Below are 16994 nucleotides of genomic sequence, written 5' to 3'. Positions count from 1 at the left end.
AACCGATGAAGTTATGAATCGCTTCCGCTAGATTCCAGCTGCCCACATTCATCCTTATCGGTTCAAGCCACAACACTCGCCACATTCAACTTATTAGGATATCGAGACGCTTTTAGCGCAACTCGATGACTTCCACAGTTTTGGAAAGTCGGAGAACGGACATGCCACGTATTCCTGTAATCAATACCAGCCATCTTGACCGCATTGATGAATTACTGGTCGATAATATCGACACGGGTGAATTTAAACTGCATCGCTCAGTATTTACCGATCAAGCCCTATTTGATCTCGAAATGAAATACATTTTCGAAGGCAATTGGGTGTATCTTGCGCACGAAAGCCAAATCCCCAATAACAACGATTTCTACACCACACATATTGGTCGTCAACCAGTCATCATCGCGCGCAACCGTAACGGCGAGCTGAATGCCATGATCAATGCTTGTTCACATCGTGGTGCCCAACTTTGTCGTCATAAACGCGGTAACAAAGCCACTTACACTTGCCCTTTCCATGGTTGGACCTTTAACAACTCAGGCAAACTCCTCAAAGTTAAAGACCCAAGTGAAGCAGGTTATTCAGATTGCTTTAACCAAGACGGTTCGCATGATCTGAAAAAAGTCGCACGGTTTGAGAACTACAAAGGTTTCTTGTTTGGCAGCCTCAATCCAGATGTACCGTCGCTTGAAGAATTTTTGGGTGAAACCAGCAAAATTATCGACATGATTGTTGATCAATCCGAGCATGGTTTAGAAGTTCTGCGCGGCACCTCCTCTTATACCTATGAAGGGAACTGGAAACTCACGGCTGAAAATGGGGCTGATGGTTATCACGTTTCAGCGGTGCACTGGAACTATGCCGCAACCACACAACATCGCAAAGAAACACAAGCTGCCGATAATATTCGTGCCATGAGCGCTGGGTCTTGGGGCAAGCAAGGTGGTGGTTCTTATGGTTTTGAAAATGGTCATATGTTGCTATGGACACAATGGGCCAATCCAGAAGATCGTCCAAACTTCCCGAAAGCAGATGAATATACCGAGAAATATGGTGCAGCCATGTCGAAATGGATGATCGAACGTTCGCGCAATCTCTGTCTCTATCCAAACGTCTATTTAATGGATCAGTTCGGTTCACAAATTCGGGTGTTACGTCCTATCTCAGTCGATCGCACTGAAGTCACGATTTACTGTATTGCACCGAAAGGGGAAGCCCCAGAGGCACGTGCGCGTCGTATTCGTCAATACGAAGACTTCTTCAATGCCTCTGGTATGGCGACACCCGATGACCTAGAAGAATTCCGTGCTTGTCAGGCTGGTTATGCAGGTATCGCGCTGGAATGGAATGACATGTGCCGTGGTTCAAAACACTGGATTTATGGCCCTGATGATGCAGCCAATGAAATTGGGCTTAAACCGATGTTAAGCGGAATTAAAACCGAAGATGAAGGCCTCTATCTGGCACAACATCAGTACTGGTTGCATACCATGAAACACGCCATTGTCGCTGAGAAGCAAATTGCTGCTCAAGGAGAAAACGCATGAGTATTCAAGATAAAAGCAGCTTGGAAAATATTGCCCAATTCCTCTATCGCGAAGCACGCTTTTTAGATGATGAACAATGGGATGATTGGCTGAGTTGCTATGCGCCTGAAGCCAGTTTTTGGATGCCAGCGTGGGATGACAATGATCAGCTCACCGAAGATCCACAGTCTGAAATTTCCCTGATTTATTATCCAGATCGCCAAGGTTTAGAAGATCGTGTGTTCCGAATCAAAACCGAACGCTCTTCTGCCACCATGCCTGATACCCGTACTTGCCACAATATTGCCAATATTGAAGTGATTGAACGCGACGGCGATAAACTCACGGTTCGCTTCAACTGGAATACCTTGAGCTTCCGCTACAAAACCACCTATAGCTACTTTGGCATGTCACGTTATGTGATTGATTGTTCGGGTGATGAACCGAAAATCCTGAGCAAATATGTGGTGCTTAAAAATGACTATATTAATCAAGTGATTGATATCTACCACCTGTAAAAAATAGGTCACCTCAGCCAAATGGACTGTTGGTTGGGGCCCCAAATTTAAATTATTTTGTAGGATACGTCTCATGTCAAACCACAATGTAGCACTTCAATTTGAAGATGGTGTGACACGTTTTATCAGTGTTACTCAAGGCGAAACCCTGTCTGATGCAGCTTATCGTCAAAAAATTAATATCCCGTTGGACTGTCGTGATGGTGCCTGTGGTACTTGCCGTGCATTCTGCGAATCTGGCAGTTATGACATGCCAGAAGAAAGCTATATCGAAGATGCCCTTACCCCAGAAGAAGCAGAGCAAGGTTATATTTTGGCGTGCCAATGTCGTCCAAGCTCAGATGCTGTATTCCAAATTCAGGCGTCATCAGATGTCTGTAAAACCGAAATTCATTCTTTCCAAGGCACATTGGCTCGGGTCGAAAATCTTTCTGACTCAACCATCACTTTTGATATTCAACTGGATGAAGGTCAACCCGATATTCATTTCCTTGCAGGGCAGTATGTCAATGTCGCTATTCCTGAAACAGGCGAAACCCGTTCATATTCATTTAGCTCAAAGCCGGGCAACCGCCTCACTGGCTTTGTTGTGCGTAATGTTCCAAATGGCAAAATGAGCGATTTCTTAAGCAAGGCTGCGCAGGCAGGCGACAAGATGAGCTTTACCGGACCATTCGGCAGTTTCTATCTGCGTAATGTCACTCGTCCTGTGCTGATGCTGGCAGGTGGAACAGGCATTGCTCCTTTTATGTCCATGCTGCAGGTACTGGAAGAAAAAGGTTCAACCCAACCTGTACGTTTAGTGTTTGGCGTGACCAACGATTTTGATCTGGTGGCTTTGGAAAAATTAGCCGAATTACAGGCGAAATTCCCTTGGTTTGAATATCGAACAGTCGTTGCACATCCTGACAGTCAGCATGCACGTAAAGGCTATGTCACAGGACATATCGAATCTGAATGGCTAAACAGTGGCGATGTTGATGTTTATCTGTGTGGCCCCGTACCGATGGTCGAAGCCGTTCGTGGCTGGTTAGATGCTGAACAGATCAAACCAGCCAATTTCCTGTTCGAAAAGTTCTCTGCGAATTAATAGCTACAGGAAAACCAAGCCATGTCTCAAACTCAAAGATTTAAGCATAAAGTGGTAATTGTCACAGGCAGTGCTCAGGGCATTGGTCGTGGTGTTGCACTACGACTGGCGGCAGAAGGTGCGCAACTGGTTCTGGCTGATCTTTCCGATTATGTGCAAGAGGTACTAGCCGAAGTCAAAGCCTTAGGGGCTGATGCCATGACCATTCAAGCCGATCTGGAAAGCTTTGCAGGTGCGCAAAGTATGGTTGCCAAAACCATTGAACAGTTTGGCCGAGTTGATGTGCTGATCAACAATGTCGGTGGTGCAATCTGGATGAAACCTTTTCAGGAATTTTCTGAACAGGAAATTATCAAGGAAGTGAATCGCTCTTTGTTTCCAACTTTATGGTGCTGTCGAGCCGTCTTGCCTGCAATGATTCAACAACAGGCAGGCGTGATCGTCAATGTTTCATCGATTGCGACTCGCGGAATTAACCGTATTCCCTACTCTGCAGCCAAAGGTGGCGTTAATGCACTGACGGCATCGCTGGCCTTTGAACATGCCAAAGATGGAATTCGCGTCAATGCCATTGCCACAGGCGGAACCGAAGCCCCACCACGTAAAGTGCCGCGTAATAGCAACCCACTCAGTCAAAATGAAAAAGACTGGATGCAACAAGTGGTGGATCAAACCATAGATCGCACCTTCATGGGACGTTATGGCAGTATTGAGGAACAGGTCAAAGCGATTGTCTTTATTGCATCCGATGATGCCTCCTATATCACAGGCAGCGTCATCCCAGTTGGAGGTGGAGATCAGGGTTAGCCCTGATCTTTTGCATTTCAGATAAAGTACAGGATGTGCATGGAGGCCATCACCCAATGACAACTTTATTCAAAACATTAAAACAAGATTGGTCAATTTCGGCCACGATTGCGGGTTTTCTTGCGGTGCTGATTTCCTATTCAGGGCCACTGATTATTTTCTTTCAGGCGGCACAACGTGCCCATGTCTCAACAGAGATGATGGTGTCATGGATTTGGGGCATTTCAATAGGTGCGGCAGTTGCAGGGATTTATCTCTCCATTAAATATAAAACCCCCGTCATTACCGCGTGGTCTGCCCCAGGAACGGCGTTATTGGTCACGCTATTTCCTGATATTTCGCTAAATGAAGCAGTCGCCGCTTATATCACTTCTGCGATTGTGATTTTTCTGATCGGGATTACAGGCTGTTTTGACAAACTACTGAAATGGATTCCTCAAGATGTTGCCGCAGGTATGATGGCAGGCATCTTGTTCCAATTTGGCATTAATCTGTTTACAGCCACAGATAGCATGCCACTGATTGTGTTTAGCATGTTGATTGTGTTTCTGATCGCTAAACGGCTGATGCCTCGCTACACCATGATTTGGGTATTGGCTGCTGGAATTTTTTTGAGCTTGGTTCTGGGTAAAATGAATCCTGTTGAAATCAGTTTTAACCTTGCCATTCCACAATGGATCAGCCCTGAATGGACATGGGGTTCGACCTTGAATCTGGCACTGCCCTTGATTTTGGTGAGTCTAACAGGTCAATTTTTACCGGGTATGGCGATTATGAAACTGAGTGGCTATGACACGCCTGCCAAACCAATTATTGCTGCAACCAGTATTGCCTCTTTAGCCGTGGCTTGTGTTGGCGGTATTACCATTGTACTCGCTTCCATTACAGCAGCATTATGTATGGGTAAAGATGCGCATGAACTGAAAGAAAAACGCTATATCGCAGGGATTGCCAATGGAATTTTCTATATTCTCGGTGGGCTGTTTGCGGGCAGTATTGTGATGCTGTTTAGCTTACTGCCGAAAGAATTGGTTGCTGCGTTAGCAGGCTTGGCTTTGTTGGGTGCAATTTCCACCAATATTGCCGTTGCTATGAAAAATGACCAACAGCGCGATGCCGCACTGATTACCTTTCTTGCCACAGCTTCAGGGATGCATTTTTTAGGATTAAGCTCAGTGTTTTGGGGCATTTGTATTGGGGTGATTGCTCATTTCATTCTCACCCAGCGTAAGCCAACACAATCTGCATAAGAAAAAAGAGAACAACTCCCTCGACTCTCCGCCTTACTCTCGAATAACAGACTGCTTTGCCCACTAAAGCTAAGCAATCAAAATTCAGTAAGGCAATTTTAAAAATCTCACTTTAAAGTCTCCCCCTCATTCAACTTAATTAAATGCTCATCATTATTTTTATTATTTTAACCAATAGGTAAAATAAAATAATCTGACTTATTTTAATCACGCTATAAGTTTATTTAGTGATTTTTCAATTGCAAAAATGAGATTTAAACATCATAAAATAGTTAAAATTCTCACCATTTAATATTTCACCCATATTTAAAAATAAATTAAAACAAAAACAATAAATTCATAAATTTCAATATATTAATCAAATAAAGTCACAATACCTTAAAGACATAAAGATATATCAATTAGGTTTTTGACTCTCACCCAATAACAAAATAGCTTAATAAAAAATAACTCGGTACTTCACAAATTGGAGGTGAAGCAATGGATACACATAAGGTCAATATTAATGACATTATTGATAAAGCCCGTTTTACGGCATTCCACTGGAAAGTATTAATCTGGTGTCTCATCATTATTATTTTTGACGGTTATGATCTGGTGATTTACGGGGTAGCTCTACCCTTGTTGATGCAGCAATGGTCACTGACTGCAGTGCAAGCGGGATTGCTTGCCAGCGCAGCTTTGTTCGGGATGATGTTTGGTGCCATGATTTTTGGCACGCTTTCAGACAAACTGGGGCGTAAAAAAACCATTATGATCTGTGTCACTTTATTTAGTGGCTTTACCTTCTTGGGTGCTTTTGCGAAAAGCCCCACTGAATTTGCCATTTTACGATTTATCGCAGGGCTTGGCATTGGTGGTGTAATGCCGAATGTCGTGGCTCTGATGACTGAATATGCGCCGAAAAAAATCCGCAGTACCTTAGTCGCACTGATGTTTAGTGGCTATGCCATAGGCGGGATGAGTTCTGCCTTACTGGGTGCATGGTTAGTCAAAGATATGGGTTGGCAGATCATGTTTTTAATTGCGGGCATTCCGCTGTTACTGTTGCCTGTGATCTGGAAATTTCTGCCTGAATCACTGGCTTTCTTAGTGAAATCGAATCATCACGATCAAGCCAAAATGATTGTCAGTAAAATCGCACCCGAAACTGAATTAAGCAATCATTCTGAACTGGTTCTAAATGAAACTACCACGACTGATGCGCCCGTTCGCGCCCTATTCCAACAAGGTCGTAGTTTCAGCACCTTTATGTTTTGGGTAGCCTTCTTTATGTGTCTGTTGATGGTCTATGCATTAGGTAGTTGGTTACCAAAACTGATGTTACAGGCGGGTTATTCTTTAGGTGCCAGTATGCTGTTCCTGTTTGCACTGAATATTGGAGGTATGGTTGGCGCGATTGGCGGTGGTGCATTAGCGGATAAATTCCACTTAAAACCCGTGATTACCAGCATGTTTGTGATCGGCGCGGCTGCCCTGATCTTACTTGGTTTTAATAGCCCACAATTTATTTTATACAGCCTGATTGCAATCGCAGGCGCAGCTACGATTGGCTCACAGATTCTGCTCTATACCTTTGTGGCGCAATTCTACCCAACCGCAGTACGTTCAACTGGGATGGGATGGGCTTCGGGTATTGGCCGAATCGGTGCCATCATCGGCCCTGTCCTAACTGGTGCTCTGCTGACCTTTGAATTGCCTCATCAAATGAATTTTCTCGCCATCGCGATTCCCGGCATTATTGCGGCTCTCGCCATCTTCTTGGTGAATTTAAAAGTCTCGGTAGCGGCTCAACCTGCGACGAGCTTTAACCCACAATCTTCACTGACTCAGCAATAAAACCATGTGCGCCGAGGACTGGCGCACTGACTTCGGATATGGACTATGAAATTATTACAGCGCTTTTCCCCTACGCGTTTAACGGTTGCAACCCTATTGGCAATGGGTAGCTGGTCTAGCTCGGTTGCTTTGGCTGCGGAGACAGCTCAGCCAACTCAAGATCAATGGAAATTCACACTTAAAAATGCCTATATTAATCGTGACTATGACAATCCAAGCCTGAAAGATACCGGTAGCTGGTCACAGGCAGCGTCTTTATTCTACAAATCAAATATGCAGGATACTCCCCTACAAATCGCAGACAAAGCAATCACCATCGGGGCGGATGCTTCGGTGCAATATGCAGTACGTTTAAGCAAAGACAAGCATGTGGCGGATACGGTGTTGCCCTTTGATCCCCAAACCCAATCACAAGCATCTGACTATTTAAAATATGGCGCGACCCTCAAACTGGGTTACGACAAAACACTGCTCAGTGTCGGTGAACTCTGGCTGGATCTTCCTGTGACGGCGGTGGATGCCAGTCGCCAGTTGTTGGCATCATATTGGGGGACTAATTTAAAGTCACAGCTTTCTGATCAGCTCTATGCCGAAATAGGCCGAGTGACCAAAGTGTCACCGCGTAATGAAGAAGATTTTAAGAAATTTTCTTTTACTGCCAATGGCAAAACTGAATATTCTGATGGTTTGAATTATCTGGATCTGCGTTATCAACTCACGCCATCGCTGAAGGCCGAATACTACTTTGGTAATTTAGAAGACCTCTACAATAAACACTACCTTGGGCTAGACCATACATGGAAACAAGCCAACTTCACGCTGAATTCTAAGTTTAAATATTTCAATGCCAAAAATGACGGTAGCAACTTTGATATTGATGCGCAAAATATTGGAATCTTGGAAATGCTGAAAGTGAATAATCAGTCTTTTGGTTTGGGCTATCAACAGATTATCGGAGAGTCTGCCTATCCGTTACCTGATGGTTTCCTGCCTGAAACCTATTTTATCAACTGGAATGCCACAGGCTTCTTCAAAAAAAATGAAAAGTCTTATCACCTGATCTATGGCTATGATTTTAAGGACTATGTGCCTGGGCTAAATGCGATGGTGAAATATGTCTATGGTCATGATTTTAAGGCAGCCAATGGTGACAAAAATCATGAAACCGAGTCCAATATTATTGTGAACTATACTTTTCAGCAGCCTTATCTCAAAGGTTTTGCACTACAGTACATTCGCATTGACTATGATGTGAAACATGGCAATGACTTTGGCGAAGATCGTTTATTCGTGAACTATAGTAAAAAATTCTAAGTCTTAGTCTGACAGTAGAGTAAACAATTTATCCCCCCTAAAATAAAAAGAGAACTCCATTTGAAGTTCTCTTTTTATGCATCACAATTTCAATCTAATCGATTAAATTTGTGATTGAATATAGTTCTGCAAACCAATCAATTCAATTAAACGTAATTGCTTTTCTAACCAATAGGTATGATCTTCTTCTGTGTCAGAAAGTTGCTGACGCAACATATCACGGCTGATAAAGTCGCCTTTTTCTTCACACAGTTTGATACCTGTCGCAAGTTTTTCACGTACATGATATTCAAGTGCCAAATCCGCTTTTAAGCAACTAACAACATCGTTGCCGACATTAATATCTTCACGATTCATGTTCGGTTGAGCACCTAAGAACAACACACGACGAATGATTGAATCCGCATGAGATGCTTCTTCTTGCATTTCATGGTCAATACGCTCGTAGATTTTGCTCAGGCCCCAATCTTCGTACATTCTTGAATGAATTAAATATTGATCACGAGCAGCCAATTCACCGCCAATGAGCATATTTAAATAGTCGATGACTTCGGGATTGCCACGCATAATACTTACTCCTATCGAATGACAATATTATGGCCAAGTTACAATAGAATTGCAAAAATAAAAGTGTGTAAGTTTATGATTTTTATAAAATTAAAATGAGAAACATACGCATTTACAGTTCTAATTAGCCCAATTTATCTAAATAAAATAAGCCCTTGCATATCATTTATCACTTTAAAAAGAGATAATTCCATTGAAAATCATTTGTTTGATTTTTTGTAACGATTAGCAATGCTTCTTATTTCGCCGATGTTTTGATCAAAAAAGCATAAAAAATGACTGCTCAGCTGTTGTTTGTTTAAGCAAAATTCGGTAAATAACAGCAATCACAAAAACATAATGTGGAAACCACAATGGATAAAAGCAAACCAATTTTGGTCACTGGCGCGACGGGTTATATTGCAGGCTGGATTATTGAACGTCTGTTGAATCAAGGCTATACGGTTCATGCTACAGTGCGTGACCCATCAAAGAAAAATAAGATTCAGCATTTATATAATCTGGCAGATCAATCTTCTGGGAAGATTGAATTTTTTAAAGCAGATTTGCTTGAACCGCGTTCATTTGATGATGCAATGCAAGATTGTGAAATCGTGATTCATACCGCATCTCCATTTGTGGTGACCAATTATAAAGATGCAGTCAAAGACATTATTGAGCCTGCGGTGAAAGGCACAGAAAACGTATTAGACAGTGTCAATCGCACTGAATCGGTCAAACGTGTGGTGCTGACATCAAGCATTGCTTCAACCTATGGCGATGCAGTTGAGATTCAAAATACCGCCAATAATGAATTTGATGAGAGCCATTGGAACAATACCAGTAGTGAAACCCATCAGCCCTACCCTTATTCAAAAGTTGCTGCTGAGCGCAAAGCATGGGAAATGGCTGAACAACAAAGTCGTTGGGATTTAGTCTGTATTAATCCCGCCTTAGTGATGGGGCCTTCCCTCACCGATGCGAGCCAGTCAGGTAGTATTGAAGTATTACAACAGTTTGGTAATGGCACCACCTTATTTGGTGTACCGCCGATGTGGAATGGTATTGTCGATGTACGTGATGTTGCGGATGCACATGTGGCGGCAGCACTGAATCCAAAAGCACAAGGCCGTTATATTATTTGTGGTGGCACACTCAGCTTATTGGATATGGGCAAAGCACTCACACAAAAGTTTGGTTATAAATTCCCATTGCCACACTTTACTGTGCCAAAGACCGCTTTTGCTTTTGTGGCGCCAATCCTCGGTCATTCACGTGAGTTTGTAAAATTAAATATGGGTTATCCAATCTATTTTAATGCGCAACGTAGCGTCAAAGAACTCGGCATTGAATATCGCGATGTGCGTGAGAGTGTCTGTGAGCATTTCCAGCAATTGCTGGATGATGGCATTGTGAAAAAATATATTTAATATCAGAAAAAGGCGGCATAAATGCCGCCTTTTTTATCAGTTCGTGTTGACTCAAAATTTAGATAGAGAATCAGACTTCATACTGCTGCAAAAACTCTAAAAACTCTTGCTCATTCAACACTCGAATTTCAAGTTTTTGCGCTTTATCCAGCTTACTACCTGCTTTCTCACCAGCAACCACACATTTGGTTTTACTAGACACACTACCACTGACACGCGCACCCAAGGCTTGAAGTTTCTGCGTTGCTTCGTCACGCCCCATACTTTCCAATGTACCTGTGACCACCCAACTCTCACCATTCAAAGGCTGACGCGTTGGTGCAGTCGGTGCATCCCAATGAATGCCTGCTGCCATCAAACGATCCAACACTTCGATGTTATGCGGTGCTTGGAAAAAGTCGGCAATCCATTCTGCAGTAATATCACCGACATCAGGGGTTTTCTTGAGGGCTTCAATATCCGCAGCTTTCAACGCTTCAAGCGTCTGGAAGGTATTGGCCAACATACGTGCTGTGGTTTCACCAACACCACGAATCCCCAAGGCATAGATAAAACGCGCCAAAGTGGTTTTCTTGCTCGCTTCAATCGCATCAATCAAGTTCTGAACTGATTTCTCACCCATTTTTTCGATGGTCAATAAGGTGTCACGATGCTCGTGTAAATGATAAATATCAGCCACATCTTTGAGCAAGTCGAGATGCAAAAGTGACTCGACCCAACGATCACCCAAGCCCTCAATATCCAGCGCTTTACGTGAAACAAAGTGACGAATGGCTTCGATCCGTTGTGCTGCACAATACAGGCCACCTGAACAACGTGCTAAGGCCTCACCTTCTGGCATCACCACGGGTGAATCACAAACTGGACAATTGGTCGGAAGATGAACCATCTCCGCATCGGCAGGTCGGAACTCAGCCCAAACTTTCTCAACTTTTGGAATCACATCACCGGTACGGTAGACACTCACAGTATCGCCAACACGCACATCTAAACGATGGATTTCACCAATATTATGCAAGGTCACATTTGATACGGTTACCCCACCAACAAAGACGGGTGCTAAACGCGCGACAGGTGTTAGTGTGCCTGTACGCCCCACTTGCCAATCAATATTTTCAACTTTGGTGAGTGCAGCCTGAGCTGGGAATTTATAGGCCGTTGCCCAACGCGGTTCACGACTCAGAAAGCCGAGCTGTTGTTGCTGTTTAAGGCTGTCCACCTTAATCACCATACCGTCAATTTCAACCTTGAGGTCTGGGCGTTCTTGCTGAATCTGTTCATAACGTTGTTGTACTTCTTCAATCGAAGCACACAGAAATTGACGTTCTGCAATTTCAAAACCAAATCGGGTTAACCAGTGCAAACTGTCATGCATGGTTTCAAGACCATGATTCGGTACACACTGCGCAATTCCATAAGCATAGAACGCCAATGGACGTGAAGCTGCAATATTTGGATCAAGCTGACGCAAGCTTCCTGCTGCAGCGTTACGCGGATTGGCAAAGGTCTTGTCACCTTTGGCTTCCTGATCAGCATTGAGCTTTTCAAAGCCTTGCTTTGGCATCAATACTTCACCACGAACCTCCAGAAACTCTGGAATCGCTTGATGTTGACTGGATAATACTTTCGGCAAATTCCGAATGGTTTTAACATTCTGGGTAATATCCTCGCCTGTCTCACCGTCACCACGAGTGACACCACGAACCAAGACACCATTTTCATACCACAGTGAAATCGCTAAACCATCGAGTTTCAGTTCAACGTCATACTGGACTTTTTGATTCGGTAAACGTTCATCAATACGGCGCGCAAAGGCAAACAGATCTTCCTGATTAAAGACATTGCCCAATGACAGCATTGGCACCGCATGAGTCACACTTTCAAATTTTGACAGCGCTTGACCACCGACTTTATTGGTCGGTGTATCCGCCTGAATACATTCTGGATGTTGTTGTTCTAAGGCTTTCAGTTGATGAAATAAATGGTCATATTCACTATCAGAAATGGAGGGTTGATCCATCACATAGTAAGCATGATTGTGTTTTGCAATCAGTTGAATCAACTGACGCATTTGCTCAATGACTGAGTTGTGTTCCATTTAAATTTCACCATATAAAAGGGCGGAAAAACCGCCCTATAACTTTTCACTGAATTTATTATAAAAGATTCATTAAGCTGTTGCTTGATTTGGACGATAATCAATCACGTGATGACGCCAATGTTCTTTTAACTGCGGCGTAAATTCCAGATTATTTTCATCATAGACCTTACCATCGACTTCACGCGCAATTAAACCCGCAATACTGGTCATCATGTCATAACCCGTAACCGCCTTGCTGTTTGGTAATGCCAAGAAGAATGCAAGACCTTGCACCTGCTCACCAGATAAGGTTTCCAGATCAAAACCAGCTGGGCCATTATCCGTCATACGCAATACTGAGAACATCAAGGCACTTGGTTCATCGGTATTTTCATAACGATGGAAACATGACATTTCACCGAAACGTAAACCGTATTTCAATAATACTTTAAGTGCTTTATCACCTGACAAGGCACGGCGTGGATTCGGATAAACATTCAGGGCAATGATTTGCTCTGCAGTTGCTAAAGCACTTTCATCATCATAGCGTTGCTGTTCATGTAAATGCACATCCAGAATATTACTTTCGCCATCAAACTCTTCAATCGCGACGGTTTCAATATTTGGATTTAAGCTCAGCTCAGCTTCCGCTTTGCTTTCCTCTGCTTTCTCTGTAGCTTCTACATTTTCAGAGACGATTGCTGTTTCTGCTTCGGCTGCTACTGTCTCATCTTTTCGAGCCGCTTCCAGCTCTGCTACAGCTTCAACAGCCTCATCTGCTTTAGCAGTTTCTACTTCCGTCGTTTTGGTTTCAACACTAGTTGCATCAACGGCTTGCTCTGCCACATGCTCCGATACAATTGCTTCAGTATTTAAACTTGGCTCAACACGCTCAGTTGTGGTCACTACTTCATTTTGTAAAAGCTGGTCACGTACGTGACGTGGGATCACAGGTTGCTGACTTTCAGGATTAATATGTAACTCTGCTTCTAATGACGGCTCAACTGGTTTTGGTTTTCTTAAAATCATGATTAAACCAACGAGCATAATCGCAACGGCGGCAACAATGCCTATTATTGTATTCATTTCCATACTAAGACTCCGCAACTAACCCGTATTCTTTTGCCTGTTCTAAATCGACAGTCACTAATTTTGATGTACCTGGCTCTGGCATGGTGACTCCAAGTAAATCAGTTGCCATTGTCATCGCCAATTTATTATGTGTAATGTAAATGAATTGCACTTGTTCAGAAAGCTCTTTTACCAAATTACAATACCGTTGTACATTGGCATCATCAAGTGGCGCATCAACTTCGTCCAGTACGCAGAACGGTGCAGGGTTCAATCTAAAGATTGCAAACACCAAAGCCAAAGCGGTTAAGGTCTTTTCACCACCTGAAAGCAAGGCCAAGGAACTGTTACGCTTGCCGGGTGGACGCGCCATCAGTTTGACCCCAGACTGCCAATCATCTTCAAGGCTTAGAGTCGCTTCACCACCACCAAACACCTTTGGAAATAGCAGTTGTAACTCTTGATTGACCTGATCAAAAGTCGTCATAAACAGTTTACGGGTTTCCTGATCAATGCTTTTCATCGCATCTTTGAGCTGATCAACCGTAATTTGTAGATCCTGCATCTGATGACTCAACTCATCAAAACGTTGCGACACTTCCTCATATTCCAATGAAGCCGCCAAATTGACTGCACCGATTTTCTCGAATTGCTGCTGGGCTTTTTCCAGTTTCTGCTGATGATCTTTAATTTCAATTGACAGATCAGATAAAGCTTCCGCATTAAGTTCTTTCAACTGTTCCAGATAATGTTCACGATCTGATTTCGCCGCCTGCCAAGCCAAGCGCTTTTGTTCCAGCTGCTCGCGCACCTGCTCATCTTTTTGTTGGGCTAGATGGCGTTGTTCCGTCAGTTGCTGCTGTTTCTCTTGCACTTGATTGAGTTCAAGTTGCCATTCATTCCAGGTTTTTTGCAGCTTTTCGGTTTGCTGGAATTGCTGTTGGAATTGCGATTCCAAGTTTGGTAGCTCAAGCTGAATCGGATCAACAAACTTCTTGGCCTGCTCGATTTGTTCAATGATTTGACGATATTGCGTTTTCAGGAACGAGATATCTTTCTCTAACAATTCAATTTGTTGATTGGCTTGCGAGGTTTGACGACGTAAAGCTTCACGTTGCTGCTGTTGCTGACTCAACTGCTGTTGTTGCTCATCCAACTGTTCATTCAAGTTTTCAACCTGAAATTGCAAAGTTTTATAATTCGGCAATACAGCTTCTAATTTGATTGCTAATGCATGCAGATCAATTTCTAGATCATCACGCTGCATGGCATCTTCTTCAAGCTGCGCATCAAGTTGTTTCAGTTGATCTGCCAATTGCTGTTGCTGCAACACAAAGGCCTGTGCCGTACTTTGCAGTTTGGCAATTTGCACATCCAGCTGTTGTAACTCTTTTTGCTTTTGTTTCAAACTCTGCTGTTGTTGCTGCAAAGTCTGCTGCTTCTGTTGCAACGTTTGCTGCTGTTGAGAAAACTGATGTTCCAAATCAAGCAACTGCGGTTGTTGCTGTGCCAGTTGCTGTTCAATTTCTTCTAAACGGACTCGATGACTGAGCATGCCCTGCGCAGTTTGACTGTCTTCATCATAGTGCAGCGCAATCACCCAATCGGCGCCGACATGATAACCATCAAGCGTTAAAATGGATTGTGTATGCTGGAGATCCGCTTGACGTTCCAACGCAATCGCTAAATTCTCTGCAACGGCTACATTGGCCCAGAGTGAAGATTGTGGGGCTTCGATCCAATCTGATAGATATTTTAAATCTCCCCTAACCCCTCTTTGAGAAAGAGGGAAACTCCTCCCTTTATCAAAGGGATGAGGAACGGTTGTAGTTCCGCAAGAGGGATTCTTTAACTGTCGAGCCACACCTTCCTGAAATGACTGTTCACCATCCAGTAAATGCGCTTGCAGCCACTTGGCCAAGAACTTCTCAATAATGTTTGCATGCGCTTTAGCTTGAGTGCTTAAACGTAGGCTTTGCATCAATCGAACTGCATTTTGATCATGCTTCAGACTTTGCTTTGCGACGAGCTGAGTTAAGTTCTTTTGTTCAGACAATAAAACCTGAATCTCGGTTTTCAGACTCTGCACATCAGCCTTCTGCAACTGTTGTTGATCTTGCTGGGTCTGAACATCCTGCTGTAATTGCTCAATCGCGGTTTCTAACGCAATTATTTCCTGTTGCAGTTGCTGCTGTAATTGTTCTAACTGCGCCTGTTCATCATCCTGAACCTGAGCACGAATCTGAGTGCTTTGCGTTTGCAAGGTCTGCTTTTGCTGCTCAATCCGCAGAACATTCTTACCCAACTGCTCAATTTGCGCTGCCATCTGCAACTTTTTCTGTTGTTGCTGATCGACTTGGGCTTTCAGTTGTTCAAATTGCTGTTGTGCTTGCTTGTGCTGTGCCTGAACATCAGTAAAATTTTGCTCAGCCGTTTGTGTCTGCTGCTCTAAGGCAAGCAAGCTTTCATTTTGCTCATCAAATTGAGTGCTTAAGGTTTCAACCTGTAATTCAGAGAGTTGCAGACGATCTTTGGTTTGTACTTTCTGCTGTTCAAGTTGCAGCAAGCTGGTACTGTTTTGCTGGAATAAACTCTGTTTTTGTTCCAAGGTCATTTTTAATTCAGACAGTTTTTTCTCGGCCTGTTGCCATTCATGCTGCAAGGGTGAAGACTGCTGAATTAAGCGTTGGAATAAAGCACTGGTGGCTTCAAGATCGTGTTCAATTGTTTGAGATTCTGAACGAACTAACTTAAAGTTTTCACCCAATGCCGTCATTTCAACGGTATATTCTTGTTGTAGCTTTTGACTTTGATTGGCTTGGAACGAAAGAATTTCAATTTTTAAAGTTCGAATCTGCCCTTCTAAGGTCTTATATTGAATTGCGGCTTCAGACTGGCGCTTTAAGCTTCTCAGTTGGGATTTTAGTTCAGCAGCAATATCGTCTAAACGCGCCAGATTTTGCTCAGTATGCTCTAAGTGCTGCAAGGTTTCACGACGACGCGCCTGATACCGAGACACTCCTGCCGCTTCTTCAATAAACACGCGCATTTCTTCAGGCTTGGCATCGACCAGACGGTTAATCATGCCCTGCTCAATCACCGCATAAGAGCGCGGCCCTAAACCTGTACCCAAGAAAATATCAGTGATATCACGACGACGGCAACGTGTGCCATTTAAGAAATATTCAGATTTACCTTCACGGGTGACTTGGCGACGGACAGCCAGCTCGCTATAAGCATTATAAGCACCACCTAATTTGCCATAGGTATTGTCAAAACGAAGTTCAACACTGGCAACCCCGACAGGTTTGCGTTTGGCTGTTCCGGTAAAAATGACATCCTGCATACTGCCACCGCGCAATTGACGTGCGTTGGACTCGCCCATAACCCAGCGAATTGCATCGATGACATTTGATTTACCACAACCGTTCGGCCCAACCACTGCAGTACGGTTGGCCTTAAAATGTAATGTTGTACTATCGGCGAAAGATTTAAAGCCTGAAAGTTTTAAACTGCTTAAACGCAT

12 protein-coding genes are annotated in these 16994 nt (G+C 43.5%); 8 read left to right on the top strand and 4 right to left on the bottom strand.

Going from position 1 to position 16994, the window contains the following annotated elements; all coding sequences use genetic code 11:
• Positions 1-161: 161 nt before the first annotated feature.
• The 7 genes from benA (at position 162) to MN869_RS11435 (ending at position 8341) form a co-directional block, all read left to right on the top strand.
• A complete protein-coding gene (gene benA / locus MN869_RS11465) occupies positions 162-1544 on the top strand; it encodes a benzoate 1,2-dioxygenase large subunit (protein WP_005191113.1) in 1383 nt (460 codons plus the stop codon).
• Positions 1541-2041, top strand: coding sequence for a benzoate 1,2-dioxygenase small subunit (benB, locus tag MN869_RS11460; protein ID WP_033134415.1), 501 nt, complete (start codon positions 1541-1543; stop codon positions 2039-2041). The genes benA and benB overlap by 4 nt, the downstream gene beginning before the upstream one ends.
• Positions 2042-2114: 73 nt before the next feature.
• The gene (benC, locus tag MN869_RS11455; protein ID WP_033134414.1) at positions 2115-3131 is read left to right on the top strand and encodes a benzoate 1,2-dioxygenase electron transfer component BenC; all 1017 of its coding nucleotides are present in this window, start codon (positions 2115-2117) and stop codon (positions 3129-3131) included.
• Between the two features lie 21 nt (positions 3132-3152).
• Entirely contained in the window at positions 3153-3938 is a 786-nt protein-coding gene (benD, locus tag MN869_RS11450) for a benzoate diol dehydrogenase BenD (protein WP_033134413.1), read from the top strand.
• Between the two features lie 56 nt (positions 3939-3994).
• Positions 3995-5188 (top strand): benzoate/H(+) symporter BenE, encoded by a 1194-nt coding sequence (gene benE / locus MN869_RS11445; RefSeq protein ID WP_033134412.1) that lies wholly within the window; start codon positions 3995-3997, stop codon positions 5186-5188.
• 480 nt (positions 5189-5668) lie between these two features.
• On the top strand, positions 5669-7027 hold the full coding sequence (locus MN869_RS11440; protein WP_033134411.1) for an aromatic acid/H+ symport family MFS transporter: 1359 nt from the start codon (positions 5669-5671) through the stop codon (positions 7025-7027).
• Between the two features lie 45 nt (positions 7028-7072).
• Entirely contained in the window at positions 7073-8341 is a 1269-nt protein-coding gene (locus tag MN869_RS11435) for an OprD family outer membrane porin (protein ID WP_033134410.1), read from the top strand.
• 102 nt (positions 8342-8443) lie between these two features.
• Here the strand turns inward: MN869_RS11435 and bfr are convergent, their stop codons facing one another.
• On the bottom strand, positions 8444-8908 hold the full coding sequence (gene bfr / locus MN869_RS11430; RefSeq protein WP_033134409.1) for a bacterioferritin: 465 nt from the start codon (positions 8906-8908) through the stop codon (positions 8444-8446).
• A 353-nt stretch (positions 8909-9261) separates the two neighbouring features.
• Here bfr and MN869_RS11425 point away from each other — a divergent pair, with 353 nt between their 5' ends.
• Positions 9262-10317 (top strand): aldehyde reductase, encoded by a 1056-nt coding sequence (locus MN869_RS11425; RefSeq protein WP_033134408.1) that lies wholly within the window; start codon positions 9262-9264, stop codon positions 10315-10317.
• Positions 10318-10387: 70 nt separating this feature from the next.
• On the opposite strand, the gene ligA is transcribed toward MN869_RS11425, so the two are convergent.
• The 3 genes from ligA to smc form a co-directional block, all read right to left on the bottom strand.
• Positions 10388-12415, bottom strand: coding sequence for an NAD-dependent DNA ligase LigA (ligA, locus tag MN869_RS11420; RefSeq protein WP_005312571.1), 2028 nt, complete (start codon positions 12413-12415; stop codon positions 10388-10390).
• 72 nt (positions 12416-12487) lie between these two features.
• Positions 12488-13489 carry a cell division protein ZipA C-terminal FtsZ-binding domain-containing protein gene (locus MN869_RS11415; protein ID WP_033134407.1) on the bottom strand — a complete coding sequence of 334 codons (1002 nt, stop codon included), beginning with the start codon at positions 13487-13489 and terminating at the stop codon, positions 12488-12490.
• Position 13490: 1 nt separating this feature from the next.
• The gene (smc, locus tag MN869_RS11410) at positions 13491-16994 is read right to left on the bottom strand and encodes a chromosome segregation protein SMC (protein WP_033134406.1); all 3504 of its coding nucleotides are present in this window, start codon (positions 16992-16994) and stop codon (positions 13491-13493) included.

The sequence above is a fragment of the Acinetobacter sp. NIPH1876 genome (assembly GCF_022808535.1).
GTDB lineage: Bacteria > Pseudomonadota > Gammaproteobacteria > Pseudomonadales > Moraxellaceae > Acinetobacter > Acinetobacter higginsii.
This window is presented reverse-complemented; position numbering and strand designations above follow the sequence as displayed.